Origin of the sequence: Streptomyces sp. NBC_01450, from assembly GCF_036227505.1 — a bacterium.
Taxonomy (GTDB): domain Bacteria; phylum Actinomycetota; class Actinomycetes; order Streptomycetales; family Streptomycetaceae; genus Streptomyces.
On sequence record NZ_CP109480.1, the window covers coordinates 2,693,020 to 2,718,268 of the forward strand.

Annotated in this window: 21 protein-coding genes; 4 read left to right on the forward strand and 17 right to left on the reverse strand. The window is 70.2% G+C overall.

Annotation, left to right across the window (positions count from 1 at the left end; all coding sequences use genetic code 11):
• Positions 1-18: 18 nt before the first annotated feature.
• From OG568_RS12345 to OG568_RS12370, 6 genes are all read right to left on the reverse strand, one after another.
• On the reverse strand, positions 19-600 hold the full coding sequence (locus OG568_RS12345) for a sugar kinase (RefSeq protein ID WP_266587704.1): 582 nt from the start codon (positions 598-600) through the stop codon (positions 19-21).
• Positions 597-1,742 carry an ROK family glucokinase gene (locus OG568_RS12350; RefSeq protein ID WP_266428782.1) on the reverse strand — a complete coding sequence of 382 codons (1,146 nt, stop codon included), beginning with the start codon at positions 1,740-1,742 and terminating at the stop codon, positions 597-599. The genes OG568_RS12345 and OG568_RS12350 overlap by 4 nt, the downstream gene beginning before the upstream one ends.
• 173 nt (positions 1,743-1,915) lie before the next feature.
• The gene (locus OG568_RS12355) at positions 1,916-2,740 is read right to left on the reverse strand and encodes an ATP-binding cassette domain-containing protein (protein WP_266591544.1); all 825 of its coding nucleotides are present in this window, start codon (positions 2,738-2,740) and stop codon (positions 1,916-1,918) included.
• Positions 2,741-2,757: 17 nt separating this feature from the next.
• Positions 2,758-3,819 carry an ABC transporter permease gene (locus OG568_RS12360; RefSeq protein ID WP_266428785.1) on the reverse strand — a complete coding sequence of 354 codons (1,062 nt, stop codon included), beginning with the start codon at positions 3,817-3,819 and terminating at the stop codon, positions 2,758-2,760.
• Positions 3,816-4,820: a sugar ABC transporter substrate-binding protein gene (locus OG568_RS12365; protein WP_329531505.1), complete on the reverse strand. Its 1,005-nt coding sequence runs from the start codon at positions 4,818-4,820 to the stop codon at positions 3,816-3,818. Before OG568_RS12365 ends, OG568_RS12360 begins: the two co-directional genes overlap by 4 nt.
• 252 nt (positions 4,821-5,072) lie before the next feature.
• Positions 5,073-5,810: a GntR family transcriptional regulator gene (locus tag OG568_RS12370; RefSeq protein ID WP_266591542.1), complete on the reverse strand. Its 738-nt coding sequence runs from the start codon at positions 5,808-5,810 to the stop codon at positions 5,073-5,075.
• A gap of 128 nt (positions 5,811-5,938) precedes the next feature.
• On the opposite strand from OG568_RS12370, the gene OG568_RS12375 reads away from it, so the two are divergent.
• Entirely contained in the window at positions 5,939-6,949 is a 1,011-nt protein-coding gene (locus OG568_RS12375; protein WP_266587699.1) for a Gfo/Idh/MocA family protein, read from the forward strand.
• 46 nt (positions 6,950-6,995) lie between these two features.
• Here OG568_RS12375 and OG568_RS12380 read toward each other — a convergent pair whose 3' ends face one another.
• Positions 6,996-8,168 (reverse strand): cytochrome P450 family protein, encoded by a 1,173-nt coding sequence (locus tag OG568_RS12380; protein WP_329531507.1) that lies wholly within the window; start codon positions 8,166-8,168, stop codon positions 6,996-6,998.
• A gap of 41 nt (positions 8,169-8,209) precedes the next feature.
• Positions 8,210-8,881 (reverse strand): response regulator transcription factor, encoded by a 672-nt coding sequence (locus tag OG568_RS12385; RefSeq protein ID WP_329531508.1) that lies wholly within the window; start codon positions 8,879-8,881, stop codon positions 8,210-8,212.
• Between the two features lie 114 nt (positions 8,882-8,995).
• Between OG568_RS12385 and OG568_RS12390 the strand changes: the two genes are divergently transcribed.
• The gene (locus tag OG568_RS12390; protein WP_329531509.1) at positions 8,996-10,024 is read left to right on the forward strand and encodes an aldo/keto reductase; all 1,029 of its coding nucleotides are present in this window, start codon (positions 8,996-8,998) and stop codon (positions 10,022-10,024) included.
• A gap of 24 nt (positions 10,025-10,048) precedes the next feature.
• On the opposite strand, the gene OG568_RS12395 is transcribed toward OG568_RS12390, so the two are convergent.
• Entirely contained in the window at positions 10,049-11,278 is a 1,230-nt protein-coding gene (locus OG568_RS12395) for a sensor histidine kinase (RefSeq protein ID WP_329531510.1), read from the reverse strand.
• 356 nt (positions 11,279-11,634) lie between these two features.
• On the opposite strand from OG568_RS12395, the gene OG568_RS12400 reads away from it, so the two are divergent.
• Positions 11,635-12,030, forward strand: coding sequence for a ribonuclease domain-containing protein (locus tag OG568_RS12400; RefSeq protein ID WP_329531511.1), 396 nt, complete (start codon positions 11,635-11,637; stop codon positions 12,028-12,030).
• Positions 12,031-12,253: 223 nt separating this feature from the next.
• Here OG568_RS12400 and OG568_RS12405 read toward each other — a convergent pair whose 3' ends face one another.
• The 8 genes from OG568_RS12405 to OG568_RS12440 form a co-directional block, all read right to left on the reverse strand.
• Positions 12,254-14,041, reverse strand: a complete 1,788-nt coding sequence (locus OG568_RS12405) for an RICIN domain-containing protein (protein ID WP_329536337.1) — start codon at positions 14,039-14,041, stop codon at positions 12,254-12,256.
• A gap of 20 nt (positions 14,042-14,061) precedes the next feature.
• A complete protein-coding gene (locus OG568_RS12410) occupies positions 14,062-16,209 on the reverse strand; it encodes a beta-galactosidase (protein WP_329531512.1) in 2,148 nt (715 codons plus the stop codon).
• A 37-nt stretch (positions 16,210-16,246) separates the two neighbouring features.
• Entirely contained in the window at positions 16,247-17,182 is a 936-nt protein-coding gene (locus OG568_RS12415; RefSeq protein ID WP_329531513.1) for a carbohydrate ABC transporter permease, read from the reverse strand.
• Positions 17,179-18,105 carry a carbohydrate ABC transporter permease gene (locus OG568_RS12420; protein ID WP_329531514.1) on the reverse strand — a complete coding sequence of 309 codons (927 nt, stop codon included), beginning with the start codon at positions 18,103-18,105 and terminating at the stop codon, positions 17,179-17,181. The genes OG568_RS12415 and OG568_RS12420 overlap by 4 nt, the downstream gene beginning before the upstream one ends.
• Positions 18,106-18,107: 2 nt before the next feature.
• Positions 18,108-19,505 (reverse strand): ABC transporter substrate-binding protein, encoded by a 1,398-nt coding sequence (locus OG568_RS12425; RefSeq protein ID WP_329531515.1) that lies wholly within the window; start codon positions 19,503-19,505, stop codon positions 18,108-18,110.
• A gap of 212 nt (positions 19,506-19,717) precedes the next feature.
• Positions 19,718-20,800, reverse strand: a complete 1,083-nt coding sequence (locus tag OG568_RS12430) for a LacI family DNA-binding transcriptional regulator (protein WP_266587681.1) — start codon at positions 20,798-20,800, stop codon at positions 19,718-19,720.
• A gap of 158 nt (positions 20,801-20,958) precedes the next feature.
• Positions 20,959-21,750: a class II aldolase/adducin family protein gene (locus OG568_RS12435; RefSeq protein ID WP_329531516.1), complete on the reverse strand. Its 792-nt coding sequence runs from the start codon at positions 21,748-21,750 to the stop codon at positions 20,959-20,961.
• A gap of 96 nt (positions 21,751-21,846) precedes the next feature.
• Positions 21,847-23,307 carry a sodium:solute symporter gene (locus OG568_RS12440; protein WP_329531517.1) on the reverse strand — a complete coding sequence of 487 codons (1,461 nt, stop codon included), beginning with the start codon at positions 23,305-23,307 and terminating at the stop codon, positions 21,847-21,849.
• Positions 23,308-23,614: 307 nt separating this feature from the next.
• On the opposite strand from OG568_RS12440, the gene OG568_RS12445 reads away from it, so the two are divergent.
• Entirely contained in the window at positions 23,615-25,234 is a 1,620-nt protein-coding gene (locus tag OG568_RS12445; RefSeq protein ID WP_329531518.1) for a PucR family transcriptional regulator, read from the forward strand.
• Positions 25,235-25,249 lie beyond the last annotated feature (15 nt).

The window sequence follows — 25,249 nt, forward strand, 5'->3', positions numbered from 1 at the left end:
GCGCGGGGCCGGGGCGTCTCAGGGGACCGTGCGGGAGACGACGTAGACCATGGCGCGCCCGGGCTGGGGCCAGTTCACGAGGATGTCCTGGGTGGGCGCCGGGTCCTTCTGTGCGTGGGTGAGACCCCACCACGAGCCGGGGCCCGTGAACTTCCAGCCGACGACCTTCTGGTCGCGGGTGCCGATGGCGATGTCGTTCTTGCGCAGTTTGTCCCTGCTCGTGCCGATCTCCGAGAGGAACTGCTCCAGGCCCGGACCGTTGGTGGCGAACTGCACGTAGAGGCGGCTGGTCTTCCAGTTGTTCGTCTCGTAGTAGGCGACGGAGACGCCGTTCAACGGGATGGGCACCTGGTAGAGGCGGCGCTGGACGCGCGAGGGCCAGCCCACGGTGAGGCCGGTCGCCGAGTACTTCTCCTCCTTCAGCTTGCCGCTGTCGCGGCTCTGGTTGGCGGAGATCACCAGGTAGCCGGCCGGGACGCCGATGAGCAGCACGATGATCAGCAGGGTCAGGGCACGGCGGCGGAACTTGTGGCGCGGGTCCTCCGGCGGCCGCCGGGGCTCGTCGGGAGGTGAGGCCTGGCGCGGCAGCGAGGCCGTCACAGCGTCCCCTGGGTCGTACGACGGGACTCGGTGTAGCGCTCGTACCGCTCGTAGCGCTCCACTCGGCGGCGCTTGGCGCGGCGGAAGCGGCGTGCGACGAGGCGGGCGAGGTCAGCGGCGCCGACCATGCCGGCCTCGGGGCCGAGCTGCGCGCGGGCGATACGGGCCTCGGGCCGGTAGCCGCGGCCGGTCAGGTGGCGGCGGAAGGCGTCGCGCGCGGGGCCGATGAGGAGGTCGTCGGCCGCGCTGACGCCGCCGCCGATGACGAAGCAGGAGGGGTCCAGGGCCGCCGCCAGGTTGGCGATGCCGACGCCGAGCCACTGACCGATGTCCTGGAGCAGCTCGATGCACATGGCGTCGCCCTCGCGGGCCAGCTCGGTGATCATCGGGCCGGTGATGTCGCCGATGTTGCCCTTGACGTGCTCGATGATCCCGTACGCGACCGGGGAGTCCGCGGCGGCGAGTTCCCGGGCCTCGCGGACCAGCGCGTTGCCTGAGCTGTACTGCTCCCAGCAGCCGCGGTTGCCGCACGGGCAGCGGTGTCCGCCGGGAACCACCTGCATGTGACCGAACTCGCCCGCGACGCCGAACTTGCCCCGCTTGACCTGGCCGTCCTCGAGCAGCGCGCCACCGATGCCGGTCCCGAGCGTGATCATGACGAGGTTGTCCTCGCCGCGGCCCGCGCCGAACCGCCACTCCGCCCAGGCGGCGGCGTTGGCGTCGTTGTCGACCAGAACCGGGACGGCGAGGCGCCCGGCGAGACGGTCGCGCAGCGGCTCGTTGCGCCAGGACAGGTGGGGGGCGAACAGGACGCGGTTGCGCTCGGCGTCGACCCAGCCGGCCGCACCGATGCCGACGGCGTGCACGTCGTGCCGGTCGGAGAGGTCCAGGACCAGCTCCACGATGGTGTCCTCGACGACCTTGGGGCTCTTGGACTTGTCCGGCGTCTCGGCGCGGAGCTTCTCCAGGATGTTGCCGTCGGCGTCGACGACGCCCGCCATCACCTTCGTGCCGCCGATGTCGATGCCGACGGTGGGGACGCGGGGAGCCGTCAGGTGGGAACGCCGTTCACGCGTCCCTACGGTCCGCAGGACAGTGGCCCGCGCGGAGCCGCGGTGTGCGAGGTCGCGGTAGGTGCTCATCGGGCCGATTCTGCCTCACCGTGCCAGGGGGGCGCATGGCGGAGTCCCCCTGAGCTCTCCGGAACGCTCCGCTGGAGCGCCCCGGAGAGCTTTGGGACATATGTGAACTGCGGGCCGTGCGTGGCCGGTCGCGCCCACGCGGCGCAGTCGCGAATGTCACGGCCCCGCACCCCTCAGGGGGCGCTCCGCTCCAGCTCGTGACGGAGATCGTCCAGCTCGCTGCCGCCCGCCATCTGGCGGGTCAGCTCGTCGAGAGTGATCTCGTCGCGGGTGTGGCTGCCGAACATGGCACCGCGCTTCAGGAGGACGAACCGGTCACCGACCAGGTACGCGTGATGCGGGTTGTGCGTGATGAGGACCACGCCGAGGCCGGCGTCCCGAGCGGCCGCCACGTACTTGAGGACGACGCCGGACTGCTTCACACCGAGCGCCGCGGTGGGCTCGTCGAGGACGAGGACCTTGGCGCCGAAGTAGACAGCGCGGGCGATCGCCACGCACTGGCGCTCACCGCCGGACAGGGTGCCGATGGGCTGGTCGACGTCACGCAGGTCGATTCCCATGCGCAGCAGCTCCGCGTGGGTGATCCCGCGCATGCGCTCGACGTCCATGCGCTTGAAGGGGCCCGTGCCCTTCGACAGCTCGGAGCCGAGGAAGAAGTTCCGCCAGACCGGCATCAGCGGGACGACGGCGAGGTCCTGGTAGACGGTGGCGATGCCCCGGTCCAGGGACTCGCGCGGCGAGGCGAGCCGGGTCTCCTCGCCCTCGATGCTCAGGGTGCCCCCGTCGTGCTGGTGGAGACCTGCGATGATCTTGATCAGCGTGGACTTGCCCGCGCCGTTGTCGCCGAGCACACAGGAGATCTCCCCCGCGTGCACCACCAGCGAGACGCCCTCCAGGGCCCGGATGTTGCCGTAGTACTTGCTGACGTCGTCGAGCTCGACGAGCGCCGTGCGTTCCGTGGCGGCCGCGCCGGTCGTCTTTCCCGCGTCCGTCGTCATGCCGTCGCCGTCCGTCGTCATGCCGTCGCCTCCGCGCGCTTGCGGACCCAGTGGTTGAGCAGGGTCGCCAGGAGCAGCATCACTCCCAGGAAGAACTTGAACCAGTCCGGGTTCCACTCGGCGAACACGATGCCCTTGCTCACCATGCCGAAGATCAGCGCGCCGACCGCCGCGCCGACCGCGGAGCCGTAGCCGCCGGTGATCAGACAGCCGCCGATGACGGCCGCGATGATGTAGATCAGCTCGTTGCCGACGCCCTCGCCGGACTGCACGACGTCGAACGAGAACAGCAGATGCTGCCCGGAGATCCAGGCACCGAAGGCGACGCCCATGTAGAGGCCGATCTTCGTCTTGTTGACCGGGACGCCGACCGCGCGGGCCGCGGCCTCGCCGCCGCCGACGGCGTAGATCCAGTTTCCGAAGCGGGTGCGCAGCAGGATCCAGGTGGCGACGACGACCAGGGCCAGCCACCACAGGATGGTGATCTTGAAGTCGACGCCACCGACGGTGAGTGTCGAGGCGAAGACGTCCCTGGCCGAGGAGAAGCCCTGCATGTCGGAGATCGACTTCGTGGACACCGTGCCGCTGATCAGCTTGGTGAAGCCGAGGTTCATACCGGTCAGCATCAGGAAGGTGCCGAGCGTGATGATGAAGCTCGGCGGGTCCGTACGGGTCAGCATGACGCCGTTGAAGACGCCGATCGCCAGCGTGACGATCAGCGAGACGACGACACCGACCCAGACGTTCGCGGTCATCTGGTAGCTGAACATCGAGGAGATCAGCGCGGAGCTGGTCACCATGACACCCGCGGAGAGGTCGAACTCGCCGCCGATCATCAGCAGCGCGACCGGTACGGCCATGATGCCGATCGTCGAGGAGGCGTACAGGACCGTGCTGAGGCTCGCGGCCCGTACGAAGCTGTCCGCGAAGATCGCGAAGAAGAGGAAGACCGCGATCGCGCCGACCACGGAGCCGAGCTCGGGCCGGCCCATGAGTCTGCGCAGCGGCGAGGTCTTCAGGAGACGCTCGTCGACCTTGGTGTCGGGCGACGGCGCGGGTGCGGGCGCAGTGGCGCTCATCGGGTCCCCCGCTTGGTGTACTCCTCGAGCGCGGCGGCCTGATCCTTGGTGATGATCTGCGGGCCGGTGAGGACCGGCTTGCCCCCGCCGAGGACATCGTCGTTGTACTTGTAGAGCCAGAGCAGGTCCACGGCCTCGTAACCCTGGAGGTAGGGCTGCTGGTCGACCGCGAAGCCGAGCGTGCCGTCCTTGAGCTCCGAGGCCACCTTCGCGTTCAGGTCGAAGGTGTCGATCTCCGCCTTGCTGCCCGCGTCGTTCTTCGCCTTCACCGCGGTGTCCGCGTACGGGGCGCCGAGCGTGACGACCGCGTCGATGGACTTGTCGGCCTGCAGCTTGGCGCCGATGGAGGACTGCACGTCGGGCATGCTGGTGCCCTGGACGTAGAGGTTCTCCACGGTGCCGTGGAAGGTGCTCTTGACGCCCGCGCAGCGCTGCTCGTGACCGACGTTGCCCTGCTCGTGCAGGATGCACAGGGCCTTCTTGCGGCCCCGCTTGTTCAGCTCGTCGCCGACCGCCTCACCGGCGATCGTCTCGTCCTGCCCGATGTGGGTGAGCGCGCCGAACGCCTTGGACTGCTCGGAGCCGGAGTTCACCGTGATCACGGGAATTCCGGCCTTCTCGGCGCGCGCGACGGCCGCCTTCATCGCGTCCGGCTTGGCCAGCGTGACGATGATGCCGTCGACCCGCTTGTCCACCGCGGCGTCGACGAGCTGCGCCTGCTGCTGCGCCTCGGCGTTGTGCGAGTACAGGAAGTTGATGTTGTCCTTGACCGCGGCCTGCTTCGCGCCGTTCTGCACGATGTCCCAGAACGTGTCGCCATCGCCCGAATGGGTGATCATCGCGAAGGTCCACTTGGGCGTGTTCACCGCGGCCCGGCCCTGGGCCGCCGCCGCCTTACGGGCGTCCTCGGCCCGCTTCCCGCCGGTGCTGCTGCATCCCGCGAGGGACACCCCCAGCGCCCCTGCGAGCGCGATGCTTACCCAGGTCCGAGTCCGTGCCACGAGGCCGTGCCCTTCTTGCTGTGTTCTTTGGTGCGCCGGGGCTCGCGAAGCGGCCCGGAGGGCCGTTCCGCAGGCCCCGGGGGCCGACCTCTCGTCGGCCCCAAACGTCCCATTATCGAACACGGGCATCGTGCACCCCACCAGCGGGTCCCGCGCGCGGTGTGTTTCTCGAGGGTCGAGGCGTCCTTCTCAGTGATGACAGCGGGGCTGGTCAGGAAGTCGATGTTGCCCTTGTCGCCGTCTGCTTGGCGTTCAGGGCCGCACGAGGAGCTGGAATTCGAAGGAGTAACGCGAGGCACGGTACATATGGCTGCCGAACTCCACCGCGCGTCCGGTGTCGTCGAAGGTGGTGCGCTGCATGGTGAGCAGCGGTGCCCCCTCCGGCTCACCGAGCCGCTCCCCCTCCTCCGCGGTGGCCGCGCGGGCGCCGATGGACTGGCGGGCACTGTGCAGCGTGATGCCCGCGGCCCGCATCAGCCGGTACAGGCCGGTGGCCTCCATCTGCTCGCTGTCCAGCTCCAGCAGCTCCGGGGGCAGATAGTTGCAGAGGTACGCCATCGGCTCCCCGTGGGCGAGCCGCAACCGCTCCACCCGGTGTACGTCACTGCCCTCGGCCACGCCCAGAGCCGCCGCGACCTCGGCGGACGCCGGTACGACGGTGTTGACGAGCACCCGGGTCGCGGGGCGCTGCCCGGCCGCCTCCAGGTCGTCGTACAGACTGCTGAGCTCCAGGGGCCGCTTGACCTGGCTGTGCACGACCTGGGTGCCGACACCGCGGCGGCGCACCATCAGACCCTTGTCGACGAGGGACTGGATGGCCTGGCGGACCGTGGGCCGGGACAGCCCGAGCCGCCCGGCGAGCTCGATCTCGTTGCCGAGAAGGCTGCCCGGGGTCAGGGTCCCGTGCTCGATCGCGGCCTCCAGCTGCTGGGACAGCTGGAAGTACAGCGGGACCGGACTGCTGCGGTCGACACTGAGCTGGAGCGACACGGTCAGATCCTCATCTGGTTTCGGCACGCGCCGAGCGTAGCTCCGTGAGATGTTGACGGGAAGTTGTGAAGTTTGGTTGTCCGGACAAAGCATTGACAGCGCACCTGGCGGGCCCTCAGCTTGTTCCCATGCGCATCGGACTTATCGGAACGGGCCGTATCGGCACATTTCATGCGACCGTTCTCAACCGCCACCGTGAGGTCGGCTCCCTCATCGTCACGGACGCGGACTCGGTGAGGGCACATGCGGTCGCGGACCGGCTGGGCGCGACGGCGGCGCCCAGCGTGGACGAGATCTTCACCTGGGGCGTGGACGCCGTGGTCATCACGGCGGCCACCTCGGCGCACGGCGAACTGATCGGTCGGGCGGCACGCCTGGGACTCCCGGTGTTCTGCGAGAAGCCCATCGCCGTCGATCTGCCGGGCACGCTGTCCGCACTCGCCGAGGTCGACGCGGCCGGCACGGTCCTGCAGCTGGGTTTCCAGCGCCGCTTCGACACGGGCTACACAACCGCGCGCGAGGCGGTGCGCTCGGGGCGGCTCGGACGGCTGCACACCATCCGCGCGATGACCTCCGACCAGTCGCCGCCCCCGGCCTCGTACCTCCCGATCTCCGGCGGCATGTACCGCGACTGCCTCGTCCACGACTTCGACATGCTGCGCTGGATCACGGGCCACGAGGTCGTCGAGGTGTACGCGATGGGCTCCGACGCCGGACCCTCGATGTTCCGCGAGGCACACGACATCGACACGGCCGCCGCCGTCCTCACCCTGGACGACGGCACGCTCGCCACGGCGACCGCGACCCGGCTGAACGGCGCGGGCTACGACGTGCGCATGGAGCTGGCCGGCGAGCTGGACCAGATCGCCGTGGGCCTGGACGACCGTACGCCGATCGCCTCCACCGAAACGGCCGGACCGCCGCCCGCCGACAAGCCGTGGACCGGCTTCCTGGAGCGCTTCGGCCCCGCCTACGAGGCCGAGCTCGGCGCCTTCGTCGATGTCGTGCGCGGCGAACGCGCCAACCCCTGCGACGGGCAGGAGGCCCTGCACGCGCTGCGCATCGCCGAGGCCTGCGAGCTGTCGCGGCTGGAGCGGCGCCCGGTGTACCTGGCGGAGATCCCCGGCAGACGGGACTGAGCGGACACGGTGGTGCGGCTCCCCGCCCGACGAGCCGCACCACCGCTCACCAGCGCACGGGCAGGCTGCGCCGACCGCGCATCAGCATCCCGGGCAGCCAGTCGCCAGGGGGTCCGTCGAGGGCGAGGTCCGGGCATCTCTCCAGCAGGGAACGCAGCGCGACCCGGGCTTCGAGGCGGGCCAGCGGTGCGCCCAGGCAGTAGTGGATGCCGTGCCCGAAGGAGAGATGGCCCTGTGGGGCGCGGTGGATGTCGAAGCGGTCCGGATCCGGGCAGCGCGCCGCGTCACGGTTCCCGGCGTCGAGCCCGATCATCACCGGGTCACCGGCGGCGATGACCCTGCCACCGATCTCCAACGGCTCCGCCGCATAGCGGTACGTCGCCGTCGCGACCGGTCCCTCGAAGCGCAGCACCTCCTCCACCGCGCCGTCGAGGAGCGTCATGTCGGCCCGCAGTGCCGCGAGTTGCTCGGGGTGGGTGAGCAGAGCATGCACACCGTTCGTGATCAGATTGACCGTGGTCTCGTGGCCCGCGACCAGCAGGATGAACGCCATCCCGCGCAGCTCGTCACGGGAGAGCCGGTCGCCGTCCTCGGCCCGGGTGCGGATGAGGCCGCTGAGCAGGTCGTCGCCGGGTGCCGTGCACCGCTTGTCCTCGATCAGGTCATCGAGATAGGCGGCCATCTGCCGGAAGGCGGCCCGCTCGGAATCTCCGTCGGTCGGCGTCACGATCTCGTTCGACATCGCCCGGAACGCCACCCGGTCGATGTCCGGGACGCCGAGCAGCTCGCAGATGACGGTGAGCGGCAGCGGATAGGCCAGCGAGTCGACGAGGTCGGCGCCCCCCTTCGGCAGCATCTCTTCCAGCAGTTCGTCGGTGATCTGCTGGACGCGCGGGCGCAGCTCCTCCACCCGCCGCATCGTGAAGGCGCCCGTGACGAGGGAGCGCAGCCGGGTGTGCTCGGGTGGGTCGGTGCTCAGCACATGCCGGCCCATCAGCTCCTCTTCGGGTGAGCTCGGCCCCGCTTTCCTCGCGTCCTTGGAGAGCCTCGGGTCGGCGAGGGCCGCCCGCGCCTCCTCGTACCCGACGACGAGCCAGCCCTCGAACGCACCCGGTTGCGGCGTCCGCACCCAGTGGACCGGGCCGCGCTCGCGCAGCGCCGCGTAGACCGGATACGGGTCCCTCGTGAATCCCGCGCCGTACTCCCCCAGATCGATCATGGTCCCCCTCCCGTTGTCCTTTCAACGCGCGGGCCCCGTGCTCAGTGCCCGTCTCCTTCCAGAAGTCCCGCGTCGTACGTCAACAGGGCGATCTGTACACGGTTGTTGAGGCCGAGCTTGGCGAGGATCCGTGAGACATGGGTCTTGACGGTGGCGACGCTCATGTACAACTCGGCGGCGATCTCGGCGTTGGAGGAGCCCCGGCCGACGGCCACGGCGACCTCGCGTTCACGCTCACCCAGCGCGCCGATCCGCTCCCGGGCGCCGGTGCGCCGCCCGCCCGGCGCCCCACCGGCCGCGTGCTCCATCAACTGGCGGGTGACGGCGGGCGAGAGCACGGGATCACCGGCCGCGACCCGGCGTACCGCGTCGAGGATCTCGGCGGGCGGGGTGTCCTTGAGGACGAACCCGGCGGCGCCCGCGCGCAGGGCCCGCAGCACCAGGGAGTCGGCGTGGAAGGTGGTGAGCACGACGACCTGCGGCGCGTCCTCGCGCCCCCGCAGCCGTTCGGTGGCCGTGAGCCCGTCGACCACCGGCATCCGGATGTCCATCAGGACGACGTCCGGGCGGGTGCGGTCGACGAGTGCCTCGACCTCGCCCCCGTCCGCCGCCTCACCGACGATCTCGATGTCGTCGGCGCCGCCCATCATGAAGGACAGGCCGGCCCTGACCAGCGGATCGTCGTCGACGAGAAGCAGCCGGATCGCATTCATGGTGCCTACCGTAGGTGCCCACCGAGGCATTACCCACGCCCCGGCCGCGACGAACGACTACCGTCGGCCGACAGGACGATTTCGACGGGGTCTCTCCCGGGGGTGAGGAGTTCAGTGCGCTATCGGCTCTTGGGCAGGACCGGCCTGCGTGTCTCGGAGCTGTTCCTCGGCGCCATGACGTTCGGGGAGCAGGGCGGTGTGGGAGCGCCGAAGGAGGAGTGCGCGCGCATTCTCGACGCATACGCCGAGGCGGGCGGCAACGTGGTGGACACCGCCGTCAACTACCGCGGCGGCGCCAGCGAGGAGATCGTGGGCGAGCTGCTCAAGGGCCGACGCGACCGTTTCGTCCTCTCCACCAAGTACACCGTCTCCCGCGACGGCACCGACCCGAACGCCGCCGGGAACCACCGCAAGAACCTCACCCTCTCCCTGGAGACGAGCCTGCGGCGCCTCGGCACGGACTACGTCGACGTCTACTGGGTGCACATCTGGGACCGGAACACACCGGTCGAGGAGACCATGCGCGCCCTGGACGACGCCGTACGGTCCGGCAAGGTCCTGTACGTGGGTATCTCCGACGCGCCCGCCTGGGTGGTCTCACGGGCCAACACCCTTGCCGAGTGGCGGGGCTGGTCCCCCTTCGCCGCGCTCCAGGTGCCCTACAGCCTGCTCAGCCGCGACGCGGAGCGCGAGCTCCTGCCCATGGCGGAGACCTTCGGCATGTCGGTGGCCGCGTGGAGCCCGCTGCAGAACGGCGTCCTGTCGGGCAAGTACACGCGTCCGGGCGGTGTGGCCCCCGGCACGGCGACCCGCCTCTCCCCCGAGGCGATCGGGGAACTCGAACGGACCGTGGCCCAAGCGGTCCAGTCGGCGGCCGACGAACTCGGCGCCTCCCCCGCCCAGGTGGCGATCGCCTGGACCATGGCACACTCCCCCACCGTCCACCCCATCGTGGGTGCCCGCCACGTCACCCAGCTCACCGACAACCTGGGCGCGAGTGAACTCACCCTCCCCGACCACATACTGACCCGCCTGGAGGAGGCCACGGCCTTCCGCACAGGCTTCCCCACGGACTTCATCGACGAGACATCGAGCTGGGTATACGGCACCGCGGGCCACCGGGTGATCCCCCGCAAGCCCTGACACACCCGCGGGCGCACCCCGCGGTCACCCACCCCACGGCAGCCATGCCCGCACCGTGAAGCCCCCATCCCCGTCGGACCCGTGCTCCAGACGTCCGCCGGCCAGAGTGGACCGCTCGGTCAGCCCGATCAGCCCCTGCCCGGAACCCGGCACATGCGGCACCTCCCCCGGCGGGGCGGGGTTGCTCACGGACACGCTCAGGCCGTCACCCGGGGCACCCGAGACATCGACCGTGACCTCGGCGCCCGGAGCGTGCTTGCGAGCGTTCGTCAGCCCCTCCTGGGCGATGCGATACACGGTCCGCCCGACGGACGCGGGCACGGCGGCGGCATCGGTGACCCGCAGGTCGAAGGCCACCTTCATCCCCGCCTCACGCGACTCGCAGACCAGCGCGTCCAACGCGCCGAGCGTCGGCTGCGGCCGCCCCGCGTCATCGGAGTCACCCGTCCGCAGCACCCCGATGATCTCCCGCAGATCCTGCAGCGCCTCGTGCGCGCTCTCCCGGATCACCCCGGCGGCCCGCGCGACCTCCTCGTGGGGCGCGTCCGGCCGGAACTCCAACGCCCCCGCGTGCACGCTCAGCAGCGTCAGCCGGTGCGCGAGCACATCGTGCATCTCACGCGCGATCGCCTCGCGCGCCAGCCGCTGCGCCTGCTCGGCCCGCAGCTCGGCCTCCGTCTCGGCCCGCCGTGCCCGGTCCCGCAGACTCAGCATGAGCTGCCGTTTGGACCGTACGAACATGCCCCAGCCGACGACCGCCACGGTCAGCAGCGCGCTGACGGCGATGGCGGCGGCGTAGGGCAGTTCGGGGTCGGGGCGCAGCCAGAAGTAGACCGGAAGCAGTGCGAGCTGGAGACCGCCGACCCAGCCCACGTACTTGAGGGGCCGGTGCACGGCGAGCGTGAAGAGGGCGACCAGGCCGGCGCCGCCCGCGGTGTTCGAGAGCACTCCGACGGGGATCATCGCCACGGCCAGCCCCAGCGGCCGGCGGCGGCGCGACCACACGGCGAGACAGGCGAGTCCGCCGAGCCACTGGTCGACGACGGCGAGCGCGTGCGGGGTGTTCGGGTCGCGGGTCAGTGTGTGGGCGGCCATCGCCCCGATGACGACGGCCAGCAGAAAGCACCCGAAGTCGACCGCCCAGTCCCGTGCGGTACGCCGGGGCCGTCCACCCCGCCCCGTCCGTTCGGGGTCGAGCTCCGCGACCACGGCGGACGGCAGCAGCCAGCGCCGCCCGGGCAGAACGGGTGCCATAGGCACCGGATTGTCAGCACTCACGGTCGACAAATCTACGAGGCCCGGGCCGCCGGCACCTCCCCCTGGCCGGTATCACCGACGAAAGTAGCGGCGCCGCATACTTTGGTCGCGGGTCGCGGGTCGCGGGCCGCGGATCGCGGATCGCGGATCGCGCGGAGCACCTGTGGGCCTCCGGCCCTCCGAGGACCGGACCGCGCCGACGACCTGCGCCAAGGGCTCCAGCGACCGAAACACGCAGCCGCCATGGAGCCGTCACACACCAGGTTAACTCCACGAAAACTCATCGGACTTGACGGGAAAATCTCCGAAGTTGTCATTGACATGCCACTGTCTACGCGCGTCATCATGGGTCCATGAGATTCCCCCCACGCGCAACACGCATCGGCGCCACGGCCGCCCTCCTGTCCGCGCTCATCGTGGGCGGCACGGTCACCGCCACCACGTCGCAGGCCGCGGCCACCTCGGTCGGCAGCATCTGCTACGGCGACCTGCCGTCCCAGGCGTACGACACGCTCGACCTGATCGCGTCGAACGGCCCCTTCCCGTACTCGCAGGACGGGATCGTCTTCCGCAACGCGGAGGGCGTCCTGCCCAGTCAGCAGTCCGGCTACTACCACGAGTACACGGTCAAGACGCCTGGTTCGTCCACGCGCGGAGCTCGCCGCATCGTCACCGGCAAGAAGTCCGAGGAGGACTACTACACCTCGGACCACTACGTCACGTTCGACCTGATCGACTTCGACTGCTGAGCCGACCGATCAGGCACGACCACTGAAGGAACGGCGCGACCAGCCAGAGGCCCGGTCCGTGCTCACCCGGACCTCCGGCTCCGACCAGCTGCTCCATGGTTCCACCCTCGCCCCGCGGCTCTCCTCCCCCACGATCATGGGCCGCGGGGCGAGGCACGTCGTGCCGTCGCCGACGGTCTTGTCGGTGCGTCAGGGCAGTCAAGTGACGTGGTTCGTACCGCGGCTACGGAGCGAGCTGCCACTCCTGTGAGCCGTCCGTCACCGCGTTCTGCAAGGTCAGCGGCGCCCCGGCGGACGCACCGGTCAGGTACAGGTTCTTGTTCTTGACCGACTGCAGTGTGAAGAACCCGTTGTCGGTCTTGACGAGGTTCCAGCTGCCCGTGGAACTGTTGTCGACCCACTGGCCGATCCGCTGACCCGCCGTCGCGTTCCCCGTCCAGATGGCCGCCGCACGGCCGCCCGACTTGTTCAGCAGCGTCACGCCGCCGTTCGGCTCGGTCACCACGTGCCAGTACTGGGTGTCCGGGTTCGCCGCCGAACCGGGGGTCTCCAGGACGACGTCAGGGACGTCTCCGTTGCCGATGTTCGCGTCGTTGGTCTTGTTTCCGGTGCCGATCGCCTGACCGGTCCTGCGGTTCACCAACCGGTAGTAGGCGCCGTCCGATCGACCCAGGTCGACCTCGGCGTAGGCGAGCGTCGATGTGCCCTGGTTGTTGAGGATCGCGATACGGCCGGTGCCCTCGACGTACTGCAGGTTGCGGCTGTAGCCGGCCCGCGAGGTCGTCTGGTACTCCTTCCACGTGCCGTCGCTGCGTCCGCTCTCGTTGACCCAGACGTTGCCGCTGCCCGCCGCGTTGTAGACCAGGCGTCCGTCAGGAAGCCTGATGACGACGGGGCTGCCGCCCGTCGCGAGCGCGTGGGAGCCGGTGTCGACGGGCAGCGAGGTGACGCCGTTGCCGGTGGCGGAGCCGCGGTAGAACTCCAGCGGGTTGTCGGCGACCACGTACCTGGTGTTGGCTCCGCCGCCCCAGTACTCGAAGGTGAGCAGCCACTTGCCGTCCGCGGTCGGGACGACGTTCGCCATGCCCGGCCGCCCGCCACCGATCTCCGTCTTGCCGCCTCCCATGCTCTGGGTCAGGCCCGCGATGTCGACGACGGGGGCGCTCCACTGCGCACTGCGGCCGTCCCAGGTCTTGTGGGCGAGGATCTGGCCGTGCGAGTCCGTGGCGGTGCCGTTCGCGGGGTCCGGTGTCGGGACGCCGGTGGTCGCGTTGAAGCCGGTGTAGTCGTTCTCGTCGGAGTAGTAGCAGACGAGTTGGCCCTTGTAGACCATCAGGTACGGCTCCCAGACGGGGTCCACCTGCTTGTAGGTGTTGGCCGCGGCGACGTTCTGGCCGATCGCGCCCGCGCTGCCGCCCTGCCAGCCGCCCGTCGCGACGACGTTGACGACCTTCCACGACGTGCCCTCGTCGGTGCTGGAGTACAGCGCGATGGCCAGGTCGCCGCGGTCGCCGTCGTTGGAGGGCGTCCAGTTGGGGTCGGCCGCCTTGTGCTCCCTGTAGTACTGGTCGTCGCCCGACACGACACTCGCGAGGAGCAGCGTGCCCTGCTTCAGGTTCCCGACGTCCTGCGGAAGCGTGTAGAGGTACGGGTTGGTCCAGTTGCTCTTGTACTTCGCGTACTGGGGATCGCCGGACAGGTACGCGGGAGCCTTGACCTCGGACAACGGCTGCCATGTCGTTCCGTGGTCGTCGCTCTTGTAGACCGGGAGGGTCTGTCCGTCGGCGCTGCCCGTCGCCGGTACGACGGTGGACTTCTCGAACGACGCGACAAGGCGCCCGCTGGGCAGTTGCGCCGACTTCGGGTAGACCGCGCAGTTGCCCCGCCCCTTCAGGCACGGTTCGCTGCCGAGCTGGTAGAGGATCCCGCCCGTCGGGTTGTACGCCTGCGCGCTGGTCATGGGTATCGCCAGTATCGCGGATGCCGCGAGGAACGTACCCAGCGCCTTCATCGCTCTGCTTCGTTGCACGGCTACTCCTTCGGGGAGACGAGTACGCGTACGTCCCACGGGCCGAGGTCCAGCGCCGTGCCCGCGGGCAGGGACGTGCCGTTCAGGGCGTCGGAGAGGTCGACCGGCGCGTCCACGCGGACGGGCTCCCAGCTCCAGTTGTGGACGATGTGCACACGGCGTCCGTCGGGCGCCGTGCCGGTGGTCGTCGTGACGGACGCCGGCAGGTCACGCCAGCCGCTGCGGGCGGCCGGCGCCAGCCACTCGGCCAGCGTGCGGGCGAGGTCGCGACCTGGCACGGTGCCGACGTACGTGACGCGGCCCTCTCCGTGGCGGCGGGTGGTGACGGCGGGCCAGCGGCCGAAGTGCGGGTGCTCGTACGTGGCGAGGACCTCGGCGTCGGTGACGGTGAGGCCGTCGGCCCAGCACGTCGCCGTGGCGTTCTCCGGGAGAGTCAGCGCACTCCCGGGCGCCGCGCGGACCGGGATGTCACGCGCCAGGTTGCTGAACTCGTCGTAGCTGACGCCCGCGGCGTCGACCAGGCGCGCCGGAGCCGGTTCGTGCCGGGCCCGTGCCTCGTGGTCGGCGTAGCCCGTGCGGGGGCCGAGAACCAGGTGGCCGCCGGCATGGGCGTAGGCGGCGAGCCAGTCGAGCGTGGTGTCGTCGGCGATGTACAGGGCGGGGACGACGAGGACGGGGTGGCGGCGCGCGGCCTCCTCGGGCGCCACGCCCTCCTGTTCGCCGCGCGGGTCGTGCAGCTGGCGGGCGTGGACGACGCGCACCTGGCGGCCGGCGTCGAAGGCGCCGCGGTAGAAGGGGTCGAGGATGCGGTGGTAGGCGGCCGGGTCCGGTTCGCCGTCGCGGGTCGCGAGCGGCGGGTGCTTCTGCATCAGCCACTTGCTGGGGGTGGAGTAGACGATCGTGATGTCGGCGTCCGGCTCGAGACCGGCGACGAGCGGTCCCACGGCCTCGAACTCCTCGCCCAGCCGGGCGAGTTCGGCGTAGGTGCGCCCCGGTCGGCCGCTGTGCGGCAGGACTCCGCCCCAGTAGGTCTCCGCGCCGAAACGCAGGGTCTGCCACTGCCAGTACTCGATCATGCGGGCCCCGCGGCCGACGAGAGCCCAGGCGGCCTGGCGCCACTGGCCTTCGTAGGCGGGGCGGTTGTCCCACGCGAAGCCGATGGACGACGCGTTGGTCTCGGTGACCAGGAACGGCTCCTGCCGGGAGGAGAACATCCAGTCGGCGGTCTGGTACATCGACCAGACGCCGGTGGTCTTCCACTTCTGCTCGTGCCCGTCCGGTGTGGGGTCGGGCAGGAGCAGGCCGTCCTGCATGTCGTAGTACGGGTTGCCGGTGGCGATGTCGAGGCGGTCGGTGAGCTCGTCGTCCTCGACGGCGGGGCGGGTGTAGGAGATACAGGTCGTGACGAACTGCTCGGGGCGGGCGTACTCGCGGACGATGTCGGCCTGCCAGCCGATGAACTCCGTGCACTGGCGGGCCTGGAACTCCCGCCAGGCGACGTCGTACTGCGGCTGCGCGTTGCCGTCCGGGGTCCACAGGTCGGCCCACGTGGACAGCCGGTGGGACCAGTAGACGAGGCCCCATTCACGGTTGAGGGTCTCGACGTCGCCGTACTTGGCCCGCAGGTGGTCGACGAAGCGCTGGAAGACGCCGTGGTTGTGGAAGAGCTCCAGCCCCGGTTCGTTGTCGACCTGGAAGCCGATGACCGCCGGGTGGTCGGCGTACCGGGCGACGACCTTCCGGATGATCCGCTCGGCGTGGAAGCGGAAGGCGGGGTGGGTGAAGTCGGCCTCCTGCCGGGCGCCCCAGCCGATGCGCTCACCGGTGCGCCGCTCGCCGGTGATCTCCGGGTACTGGCGGGCCAGCCAGGGCGGTACGGCGTACGTGGGGGTGCCGAGGATGACGGAGATGCCACGTTCGTGGGCGCCGTCCAACACCGGTTGGAGCCAGTCGAGTTCGAAGCGGCCGTTCTCGGGTTCCCAGGTCGACCAGACCGACTCACCGATCCGGATGACGGTGAAGCGGGCATCGGCCATCAGGTCGAGGTCGGTCTTGAGCTGTTCGTCGGGCCGTACGTCCGGGCCGTAGCCGGGCTGGTACTCGTGGTAGTAGGCAGCGCCGAACAGAACGCGGGCGGGTAGCTCCGCCATGGACAAACCTCCGGAGTGCAGGGGGTGTTGGGGGGGGTTACTGCTTCACGCCACCGGTGGCCAGGCCGCTCTGCCAGTACCGCTGGAGCATCAGGAAGGCCAGGACGAGCGGGACGATCGAGATCAGGGAGCCGGTCACGACGAGGGCGAGCATGTCGCTGCTGGATCCGGCGCCGCCGTTCTGGGCCTGGGCGGCCCAGGAGGAGAGCCCGACCGTGATGGGGTACAGGTTCGGGTCGTTGAGCATGATCAGCGGCAGGAAGTAGTTGTTCCAGGTCGCGACGAGCGTGAAGAGGACGACGGTCACCAGGCCGGGAGCCAGCAGCCGCAGTGCGATCGTGCAGAAGATCCGGAGCTCTCCGGCTCCGTCCATGCGGGCGGCCTCGATGAGGCTGTCGGGGACGGCGTCCTCGGCGTAGATCCGCATGAGGTAGAGGCCGAAGGGGCTGATGAGGGAGGGCAGGATCACCGCCCAAGGGGTGTTGACCAGGCCCGCCTTGGCGAAGAGCAGGTAGGTGGGGATCGCCAGGGCGGTGGTCGGGATCATGATCGCGCCGAGGACGAGGTTGAAGGCCGCGCCGTGACCGCGGAAGCGGTACTTGGCGAACCCGTACCCGGCCGCCGCCGCGAGCAGCGCGGCGCCGAGCGCGCTCACCCCGGCGTACAGGACCGTGTTGAGCAGCCAGCGCCCGAACACTCCGTCGTCCTGGGTGAAGGTGGCCTTGATGTTCGACAGCAGCCGCGGCGCGTGCGAGAACCACAGGCCGAAGCTGTTGAACAGGTCCTGGGTGCTCTTGGTCGAGGCGACCAGCAGCCAGAACAGCGGCAGCAGGAAGTACGCCAGGACTGCCAGCATGGCGATCGTGAGCGGGGTGCTGCGGCAGTGGGCCGGCGACCTGCGCCGCGAGCGTGCCTCGGCGGGCAGCCGCTTCACCGTCGGCGTGGCGGAGGCTGTGGGTGTCACGGTGGTCATGAGGTCCTCCTGCGGTTCGCCGTGAGCAGGAAGGCGTACGACACGATCACGATGACCAGCCCGAGGATGAAGGACACCGTGGCCGCGTAGTTGGTCTGCTGGCTGATGAACGCGACGGAGTAGGCGTAGAGGTTGGCGGTGTAGGAGCTGTCGATGACGGCCGGGGCGACCTTCATCAACAGGCTCGGTTCGTTGAACAGCTGGAAGCTGCCGATCACCGAGAACAGCAGGGTGAGGGTCAACGCCGGGCGCAGCGCGGGGAGTTTGATGGACCAGGCGATCCGCCAGGCTCCGGCACCGTCCATGGCGGCCGCCTCGTACAGCTCGGCGGGGATGGTCCGCAGGGCGGCGTACAGGATGATCATGTTGTAGCCGACGAACTCCCAGGTCACGATGTTCGCGAGGCTGCCGAGCATCCAACTGTCGCTGAGGAAGTGCGGGGCCGGCAGGTGGAGATCGCGGCTGATCTGGGCGAAGGGGCCGAAGTCGGGGCCGTAGAGGTAGCCCCACATGAGGGTGGCGATCACGCTCGGGACGGCGTACGGCACGAAGATGCCGAGCCGGATCACCCGGGCGAGCCGCAGCAGGCCGCTGTCCAGCGCGAGCGCGAAGAACAGGGCCAGCAGCAGCATGACGGGGACCTGGATGACGAAGAACAGTGCTACGCGGCCCAGGCCCTTGAGGAGTTGAGGGTCCTTGAGGGCCGTCACGTAGTTGTCCAGGCCGACGAACGTCGAGCCGCCGATCAGCCGTTCCTGGAAGAGGCTCAGGTAGGCGGCGTAGCCGAGCGGGGCGAGGAAGAGCAGGAGGAACAGCGCCATGAACGGGGCGATGAAGAGTGCTCCGGCCGTGCCGTGGCGGCTACGGGGGCGGGACTTCGTGCGGGCAACCGCTGTGGGGGTGGCCGCTGCGGGGGTGGCCATCGTCAGCCTCCCTTGACCGTGAAGCCCTGGCTCTTGGCGAAGGTCGTGATGCGCGACTGCCACGTACCGAGCGCGCTGACGGTGTCGGACTTGTCGGCGAGGGACTTGCCCACGGTCTCGGTCCAGTCCGTGGCCACCCGGTCGAGGAACGGCGGCCACTGGAAGGCGGGGTCGACCTGGGCGCTGATGTCCGCGAAGACCTGGTTGACCTTCTGACCGCCGTAGAAGGCGGGCGCGTCCCCGAGGAAACTCGTCTCGGCGAGCAGGGCCTTGGTCGCCGGGAAGAAGAACTGCTCGGTGGCGAACATCTTGGCGCTGGCGGGGTCGCTGTTGAGGAACTGCGCGAACACCGCGGCCGCGATCGGGTTCTTGGTGGAGCGGATGACCGCGGTGGTCGAGCCGCCCCAGTTGCCCGAGCTGGGCTTCGCGGCGTCCCACTGCGGGAGCGGGGCGGCGCGCCACTTGCCCGAGGTGGCCTTGGCCGAGCCGGAGAGGAAGGCCGGGCCCCAGGCGCCGGTGAGCCAGGTGGCGTACTTGCCCTTGTTGAGGGCGGCGTACCAGGAGTCGGTGAAGTCCGGCTCGACGCCGATCACGCCCTCCTTCGCGAGGGCGCCCCAGTACTGGCCGAGCTTCTTGGAGACCGCGTCGTCGACGCTGACGGTGATGTCGCTCTTGCCGGAGGTCACATACGGCTTGGCGCCCGCCTGCCAGAGCAGGCCGTGCCAGGCGGCGACCTGGTTGGCGGCGAGGTTGGTGAGGTAGACGTCCGGGTCGGCCTTGTGAAGTCCCCGTGCCGCGGCGGCGAACTCGTCCCAGGTGCCGGGGACGTCGATGCCGTGCTTGTCGAAGATGTCCTCGCGGTACAGCATGCCCATCGGGCCGGTGTCCTGAGGAATCGCCCAGATCTCGCCGCCGCTGCCGCTGACCTGCCCCCAAGTCCAGTCCACGAACATGGACTTGAGTGCGGAGGCGCCGTAGGGCCGAAGGTCCAGCAGGCTGTCGCTGATGGTGAACGTCGGGATGGCCTGGAACTCGATCTGCACCATGTCCGGGGCGCCGCTGCCCGCCTTGAGCGCGGTGCGCAGCTTGGTGTACTGGGGCGTGCCCTGGCCGGCGTTGACGACCTTGACCTTGACGGCCGGGTACTTCTTCTCGAAGAGCGCGACCTCCTTGTCGATGTTCGGGACCCAGGTCCAGAACGTCAGCTGGGTCGGGGTCTTCATGGCCTTGTCGACGTCGGCCTGGCTGACCGGCTTGGCGGAGGAACCGCTGGTGCCACCGCCGTCGCCGCCACAGGCGGACAGCGTGGCGGCCAGCGACAGCGCGCCCGTGGCGGCGAGGAAGCCCCGACGGCTCAGGGGTGACGGGGAGAAGGTGCGACTGGAGAAGGGTCCGGACATGGTGAACTCCCGCAGAAGGGTGTAGAGGACCGGCACACCGGGCGACGGCGTGCTGAGGCTGCGTTCGGGTGGTGTCAGGCGCTGTGTGGCGTGACGGGCGGGGCCGGGAGGGCGGGCCTGTCAGAGGTCGCGCCGGGGAGGGCGCGAGGGGAACGGCGACCGATGCGGGGCCTGATCGAGGCCCGGGGAGCGGCTGCGAGTACTGCTGTGACTCAGGTGCGCGAAGAGCCTGGGGACCGGGTGCGGCCCGGGGTCTTGCGGGGCGGCGGCGCGGACGAGGAGCGGACGACGAGTTCGACCGGTGGGTCGGTCATCGGCATCGGATGCGCCTGCGGGTTCTCGATGGCGTGCACCAGGAGTTTCAGGCCGTCCTGCGCCATGGCGTCGAACGGCTGACGCACCGTGGTCAGCGGTGGGGTCACATAGGCGGCGACCGGGATGTCGTCGAAGCCGACCACGCTGACGTCCTCCGGCACGCGCCGTCCGGCTTCCGTCAGCGCGCGGATCAGACCGATGGCCATGTCGTCGTTGGCGGCGAACACCGCGGTCACGTCGGGATCGGCGACCAGTTCGCGGCCGGCCGCGTAGCCGGAGGCCGCCGACCAGTCGCCCTCGACGACCGGCGGCTCGGCCCGGCCGTGGGCGGCGAGCGCCGTGCGCCATCCGTCGAGACGGTCCCGGGCCGAGTACCAACGCTGTGGACCCGCCAGGTGGTGGACGGTGGTGTGGCCCAGTTCCAGCAAGTGCTCGGTGGCCGCTCGCGCCATCTGGCCGGAGACGATCCCAGCCGTCACCACGTGGGGGGCGGCGAAGGGCGGGGGTGCGCCGAGGACGAGGACCGGCACGTCGACGCGGGCGGAGCGATCCGTGCCGTCCTCCTCGTCGATCGGCTCGGAGATGACGATGCCGTCCACGCCCTGGTCCAGGAGCGAGTTCACCGCGCCGGCGATTCCCGCCGTCTCGCCCTCCATGGTGTTGACCACACGGAGCGCGTAGCCGGTGTCTCTTACGGCACGCTCGACGCCCATGAGCAGCGAGGCCGGACCGTACAGGGCCGTGCCGAGCGTCACCACACCGATGGACCGGGTGCGTCCCGAGGCGAGGGCGCGGGCCGCGTTGTTCGAGCGGTAGCCGAGCTCCTCGGCCGCCGCCAGGACACGACGCCGTACGTCGTCGGAGACGTACGGCTCGTCGTTCATCACCCGGGACACCGTCTTCTGCGACACGCCCGCCAGGCGTGCCACATCCACACTGCGCGGCGCGGCCCCCGCGCCGCGTCCTGCCACTGGTGTCATCGACTCTCCCGATCTCCGGCAGCCGCATCCTAGCCCCAGTCCGCTCTATGACTGCGCTGTCATGACTGCGCTGTCATATCTACGCAACGGAACGGGGCGCGTCAAGACTTCGCGCAACATCTCCGTCGCACAGGCCGGGGCTGTGTCTGCCCTTCGGATCAGTCCCTGTAGTCGGGGGCGATGCGCTCGACCAGGCGGAGCAGTGCCGACCAGGCGAGATCGTAGGCCTTGTCGTCCTGGAGGTCCGAGCTGTCGTCCTCGCCCGTGAGTTGGCGTGCGGTGAGTTCGCAGATGTCGGGGCCGGGGGTGACGAGCCCGGTGCCCGCGGCCATGGCCGCGGTCTGGATCTCGCACGCCTTGTCCAGGTAGTACATGCGCAGGAACGCCTGGGCGGGGGTCTCGCCCACGGTGAGCAGGCCGTGGTTGCGCAGGATCATCGCGGGGTGAGAGCCGAGGTCGGCGACGAGGCGCTGCTGTTCGTCGAGGTTGAGGGCGACGCCTTCGTAGTCGTGGTAGCCGAGCCTGCCGTAGAACTCCATGGAGATCTGGTTGAGCGGAAGCAGGCCGTGTTCCTGGGCGGCGACGGCGCAGCCCGCCTTGGTGTGGGTGTGCAGGATGCACCGGGCGTCGGACCGGGCGGCGTGGATGGCGCCGTGGATGACGAAGCCGGCGGGGTTGACCGGGTGGGGGCTCTCCTCGACGGGGTGGCCGGCCAGGTCGATCTTGACGAGGTTCGATGCGGTGATCTCCTCGAAGAGCAGGCCATAGGGGTTGATCAGGAAGTGGTGCTCCGGACCGGGAAGCCGGACGGAGATGTGCGTGAAGATCAGGTCGGTCATCCTGAAGTGCGCCACGAGGCGGTAGACCGCGGCGAGTTCGCGGCGCAGCCGCAGTTCCTCGCCGGTCGCGATCGGGGTGGTGCGGTCCGGGCGCAGGGACAGCTCGGTCATCAGGGGCTCTCCTTCCGGCGCGGGGCCGGTGGTTGGGGGTGAGTGCGTGCCCCGCGCCGGAACGAGGCGGGGCCGCTAGGGCCGGCGGTCGCTGCGTCAGGCCGCACTGAACTCCGGTGTGGCGGGGGCCGGTTCACCTGTCAGGCGGCGGTGCCACGCCTCGACGACGGCTTCTTCGGTCGGCTCGGTCAGGAGACTGACGGCCACGTAGGCGGCGAGGCCGGCGAGCAGGCCGTAGTAGATCGGCTCGTTGGCGAGGAGTCCGTCGGTCACCATGAAGGTGATCACCGTGGTGCCGCCCGCGATCATCGAGGCCATGGCGCCGGGCAGGTTTCCGCGCTTCCAGACGAGGCCGCCGAGGATGGGCACGAGCAGGCCGCCGACGAGCAGGTTGTAGGCGACGGTGAGGGCTTCGATGACATCGCCGAGGACACAGGCGATGGCCATGGAGATCACCCCGAGAACGACGATGGCGAGCCGGTTGGAGCCGATCTCGTCCCCGTCCTGCGCGCCGGCGGCGGGGCGGGTGCGGTGGCGCAGCCGGGCCCAGATGTCGTTGTTGGCGACGGTGGCGGAGGCGATCAGGGCGCCGCTCGCGGTAGACATCATCGCGGAGAGGGCGGCGGCCAGGACCAGGCCCCTGACACCGGTGGGCAGGGTGTGCCGGACGATCGTGGCGAACGCCTGGTCGGCGCCGTCGAGGTGGGGGTAGAGGGTCTTGGTGGCCATGCCGATGACAGCTCCGGCCAGGGCGTAGACGAGGCAGTAGACGCCGGCGACGGTGCCGCCCCAGGCGGCGACCTTGTCGGAGCGGGCGGTGAAGACCCGCTGCCAGATGTCCTGCCCGATGAGCATGCCGAAGGTGTAGATCAGGACGAAGGTGAGGATGGTCTGACCGCCGATGGAGGTCGGGGACAGGTAGCCGTGCGGCAGCTTGTCGGCCATGGCGGCGAAGCCGCCGGCCCTGACCACGGCGATGGGCAGCAGCAGGACGAGTACGCCGAAGCTCTTGACCACGAACTGCACCATGTCGGTCAGGGTGATGGACCACATACCGCCGAGCGCCGAGTAGCCGACGACGATCGTGCCGCCGATGACCACCGCGGCCCAGCGAGGTACGTCGAACAGGACGTCGAAGACGCTGGCGTAGGCGATCGTGGAGGTCACGACCAGCATGAGGGTGTAGATCCACATCACGATGCCCGAGATCACGGCGGCGGTGTCGCCGTAGCGCAGGGAGAGCATCTCGGCGACGGTGTAGACACGCAGGCGGGCGATGCGGGCCGAGAAGAAGATGCTCAGGGCCAGCAGTCCGAGTCCGATGGCGAAGACCATGGCGGCGCCGGAGATGCCGTAGGTGTAGCCAAGGCGTACGCCGCCGATGGTGGAGGCGCCGCCGAGGACGACGGCGGCCATCGTGCCGGTGTACATGAGCGGGCCCAGTCTCCTTCCGGCGACGAGGAAGTCGCTCTTGGAGGCGGCACGTTTCTTGCCCCACCAGCCGACACCGATGATGCCCAGCAGGTATACGGCCATGACGAGGTAGTCGACGGTCATCGGGTCCTCCGATTCACTGCGGCCGGCGCCTGCTGCGCGAAACCGCCAAACGGCTGCTCAAGGGGAGGGGAGCAAGGGAGAGGAGAGGCGGCGACCGCGCGCAGGGCAGGGCAGGGCGGCGCGACGGTGCCGGGGTGAGACGAAGTGTGCACGTGCTGCGAGGGCGGGGGTGGTGCCCGGTGGGTGACACGACGATATCGGCGGTTCGTACTGGCGCCGAAGTGGCGGTTCTGTCCAATATGGAATCGCCCGTTGGATGAATCCAGCACTCCCGCGTCATGCCGCTGGGCTGGGAGGATGCCTCCTGATGACCGATGCCGAGCAGCCGTCCGTGCCCCTGAGCGCGTTGCTCGCCAACCCCGCCCTGGGCCTGCGCCAGATCGCGGGCCCTGCCGGGGACCACCGTGTCAGTACGGTCGGCACCACGGAGATCGAGAACCCGACGCCGTATCTGGTGGGCGGCGAACTGCTCCTCACCGCGGGTGTGCGTCTTCCTCACGACGCGGAGGGCATCGACACGTATGTGCGGCAGGTCGTCGCCGCCGGGGTGAGCGCGCTCGGGTTCGGCGTCGCCCCCGTGCACCAGGAGGTTCCACGCGAGCTCGTCGCCGCCTGCGACCGCCACGGGCTCCCGCTGCTGCGGCTGCCGCCGGCCACCCCGTTCGTGGCCGTCGGGCAGGCCGCGTACGCGGCGATCGCCGAGGCCCGCAACCGTGAGCTGCGCGAGATCTCCCGAGCGCAGTCGGCGCTGGCCACAGCCGCCGCCCGGCCGGACGCGCTCCAGGCCGTGCTCGACCGGCTCAGCGCGCACACCGGCGCCTGGACGGTCCTCTACGACGCGCAGGGCAACGAACTGTTCAGCGCCGGTCCCCGACCCTCGTCCCCCACGCCGGGACGCGTACGTGACCTGGCCGTACGCACCACCGCCCGTCTCCGCACAGGCGCCGCCGGACGGTCCGCACCGGCCGCGGCGGCCGATCATCACGGCGACACACACCTGACGGTCCACACCCTGCCCGGAGCGGACGGCAGCATGGCGCTCACCCTGGGCCAGGCCGCCACCACGGCCCCGACCCTGGTCCACCGCCAGGTCACCAGCACGGCAACCGTTCTGCTGGCCCTGCTCACCAGTCCCCGGCACGCCCTGGGCACCGACACCCACAGCGCCGGCGCTCTGGTACGGCTCATGCTCGGGGCCACGCCTACCGAAGTCGCCCCCGCCCTCGCGTCCGCCGGCACGACGAAGGCCGGACACTGGATCGTGGTCCACGGCCGACACACGCCCCCGCGCTCCACGTCGGCACCGCACCCGGGCGACGACCCGGCGCAGCTCGCCACCCTGGGTACCGCTCTGGGCACCCCCTACCTGCACGTCGACGGCCGCGAACTGAAAGCGCTGGTCCCCAGTGCGTCTGGCGCTCGCCCCGAGGCTCCCGCGCAAGCCGCCGACCTGGGCTGGGTCCTCGGTTTCAGCTCACCCGCGCCGACGGCGGACCTGCCGTACGCCGATCGTCAGGCCGAACGCGCCCTCCGCCGCGCGATCGCCGCCCAAGTGCCCGCCGTCGTCCACACCAAGGACCCGCTCACCATCCACGGGATCGTCCCCCGTGCCGACGCCCGGGATCTGGCCCGCACCCGCTTCGCCCCGCTCGACCAGGCCGGCGCGCCGGGCGCGCCGGTCTTCCTCGACACTTTGCGGACCTGGCTGACCCTGCACGGCAGCTGGGACCGCACCGCCGCGGCCCTGCACGTCCACCGCAACACCGTGCGCCACCGCCTGGCACGGGTCGGCGAACTCCTCGACGTCGACCTGCAGGACCCCGGCGTACGCATGGAACTCTGGTTCGCCCTGCACTGGCTGCCCGGCGAGACCGACGAGGCCGACGAGGCCGACGAGGCCGACGAGGCCGACGAGGCCGACGAGTAAGGCGCCCGTTCCCTG

Excerpts from the sequence above, each read along its gene's own strand:
- OG568_RS12350 (WP_266428782.1), bottom strand. The coding sequence starts at position 1,742 with ATGAGCACCTACCGCGACCTCGCACACCGCGGCTCCGCGCGGGCCACT.
- OG568_RS12355 (WP_266591544.1), bottom strand. The coding sequence starts at position 2,740 with ATGACGACGGACGCGGGAAAGACGACCGGCGCGGCCGCCACGGAACGC.
- OG568_RS12360 (WP_266428785.1), bottom strand. The coding sequence starts at position 3,819 with ATGAGCGCCACTGCGCCCGCACCCGCGCCGTCGCCCGACACCAAGGTC.
- OG568_RS12375 (WP_266587699.1), top strand. The coding sequence starts at position 5,939 with ATGCGCATCGGACTTATCGGAACGGGCCGTATCGGCACATTTCATGCG.
- OG568_RS12380 (WP_329531507.1), bottom strand. The coding sequence starts at position 8,168 with ATGATCGATCTGGGGGAGTACGGCGCGGGATTCACGAGGGACCCGTAT.
- OG568_RS12385 (WP_329531508.1), bottom strand. The coding sequence starts at position 8,881 with ATGAATGCGATCCGGCTGCTTCTCGTCGACGACGATCCGCTGGTCAGG.
- OG568_RS12395 (WP_329531510.1), bottom strand. The coding sequence starts at position 11,278 with ATGGCACCCGTTCTGCCCGGGCGGCGCTGGCTGCTGCCGTCCGCCGTG.
- OG568_RS12400 (WP_329531511.1), top strand. The coding sequence starts at position 11,635 with ATGAGATTCCCCCCACGCGCAACACGCATCGGCGCCACGGCCGCCCTC.
- OG568_RS12405 (WP_329536337.1), bottom strand. The coding sequence starts at position 14,041 with ATGAAGGCGCTGGGTACGTTCCTCGCGGCATCCGCGATACTGGCGATA.
- OG568_RS12410 (WP_329531512.1), bottom strand. The coding sequence starts at position 16,209 with ATGGCGGAGCTACCCGCCCGCGTTCTGTTCGGCGCTGCCTACTACCAC.
- OG568_RS12415 (WP_329531513.1), bottom strand. The coding sequence starts at position 17,182 with ATGACCACCGTGACACCCACAGCCTCCGCCACGCCGACGGTGAAGCGG.
- OG568_RS12420 (WP_329531514.1), bottom strand. The coding sequence starts at position 18,105 with ATGGCCACCCCCGCAGCGGCCACCCCCACAGCGGTTGCCCGCACGAAG.
- OG568_RS12425 (WP_329531515.1), bottom strand. The coding sequence starts at position 19,505 with ATGTCCGGACCCTTCTCCAGTCGCACCTTCTCCCCGTCACCCCTGAGC.
- OG568_RS12430 (WP_266587681.1), bottom strand. The coding sequence starts at position 20,800 with ATGACACCAGTGGCAGGACGCGGCGCGGGGGCCGCGCCGCGCAGTGTG.
- OG568_RS12435 (WP_329531516.1), bottom strand. The coding sequence starts at position 21,750 with ATGACCGAGCTGTCCCTGCGCCCGGACCGCACCACCCCGATCGCGACC.
- OG568_RS12440 (WP_329531517.1), bottom strand. The coding sequence starts at position 23,307 with ATGACCGTCGACTACCTCGTCATGGCCGTATACCTGCTGGGCATCATC.
- OG568_RS12445 (WP_329531518.1), top strand. The coding sequence starts at position 23,615 with ATGACCGATGCCGAGCAGCCGTCCGTGCCCCTGAGCGCGTTGCTCGCC.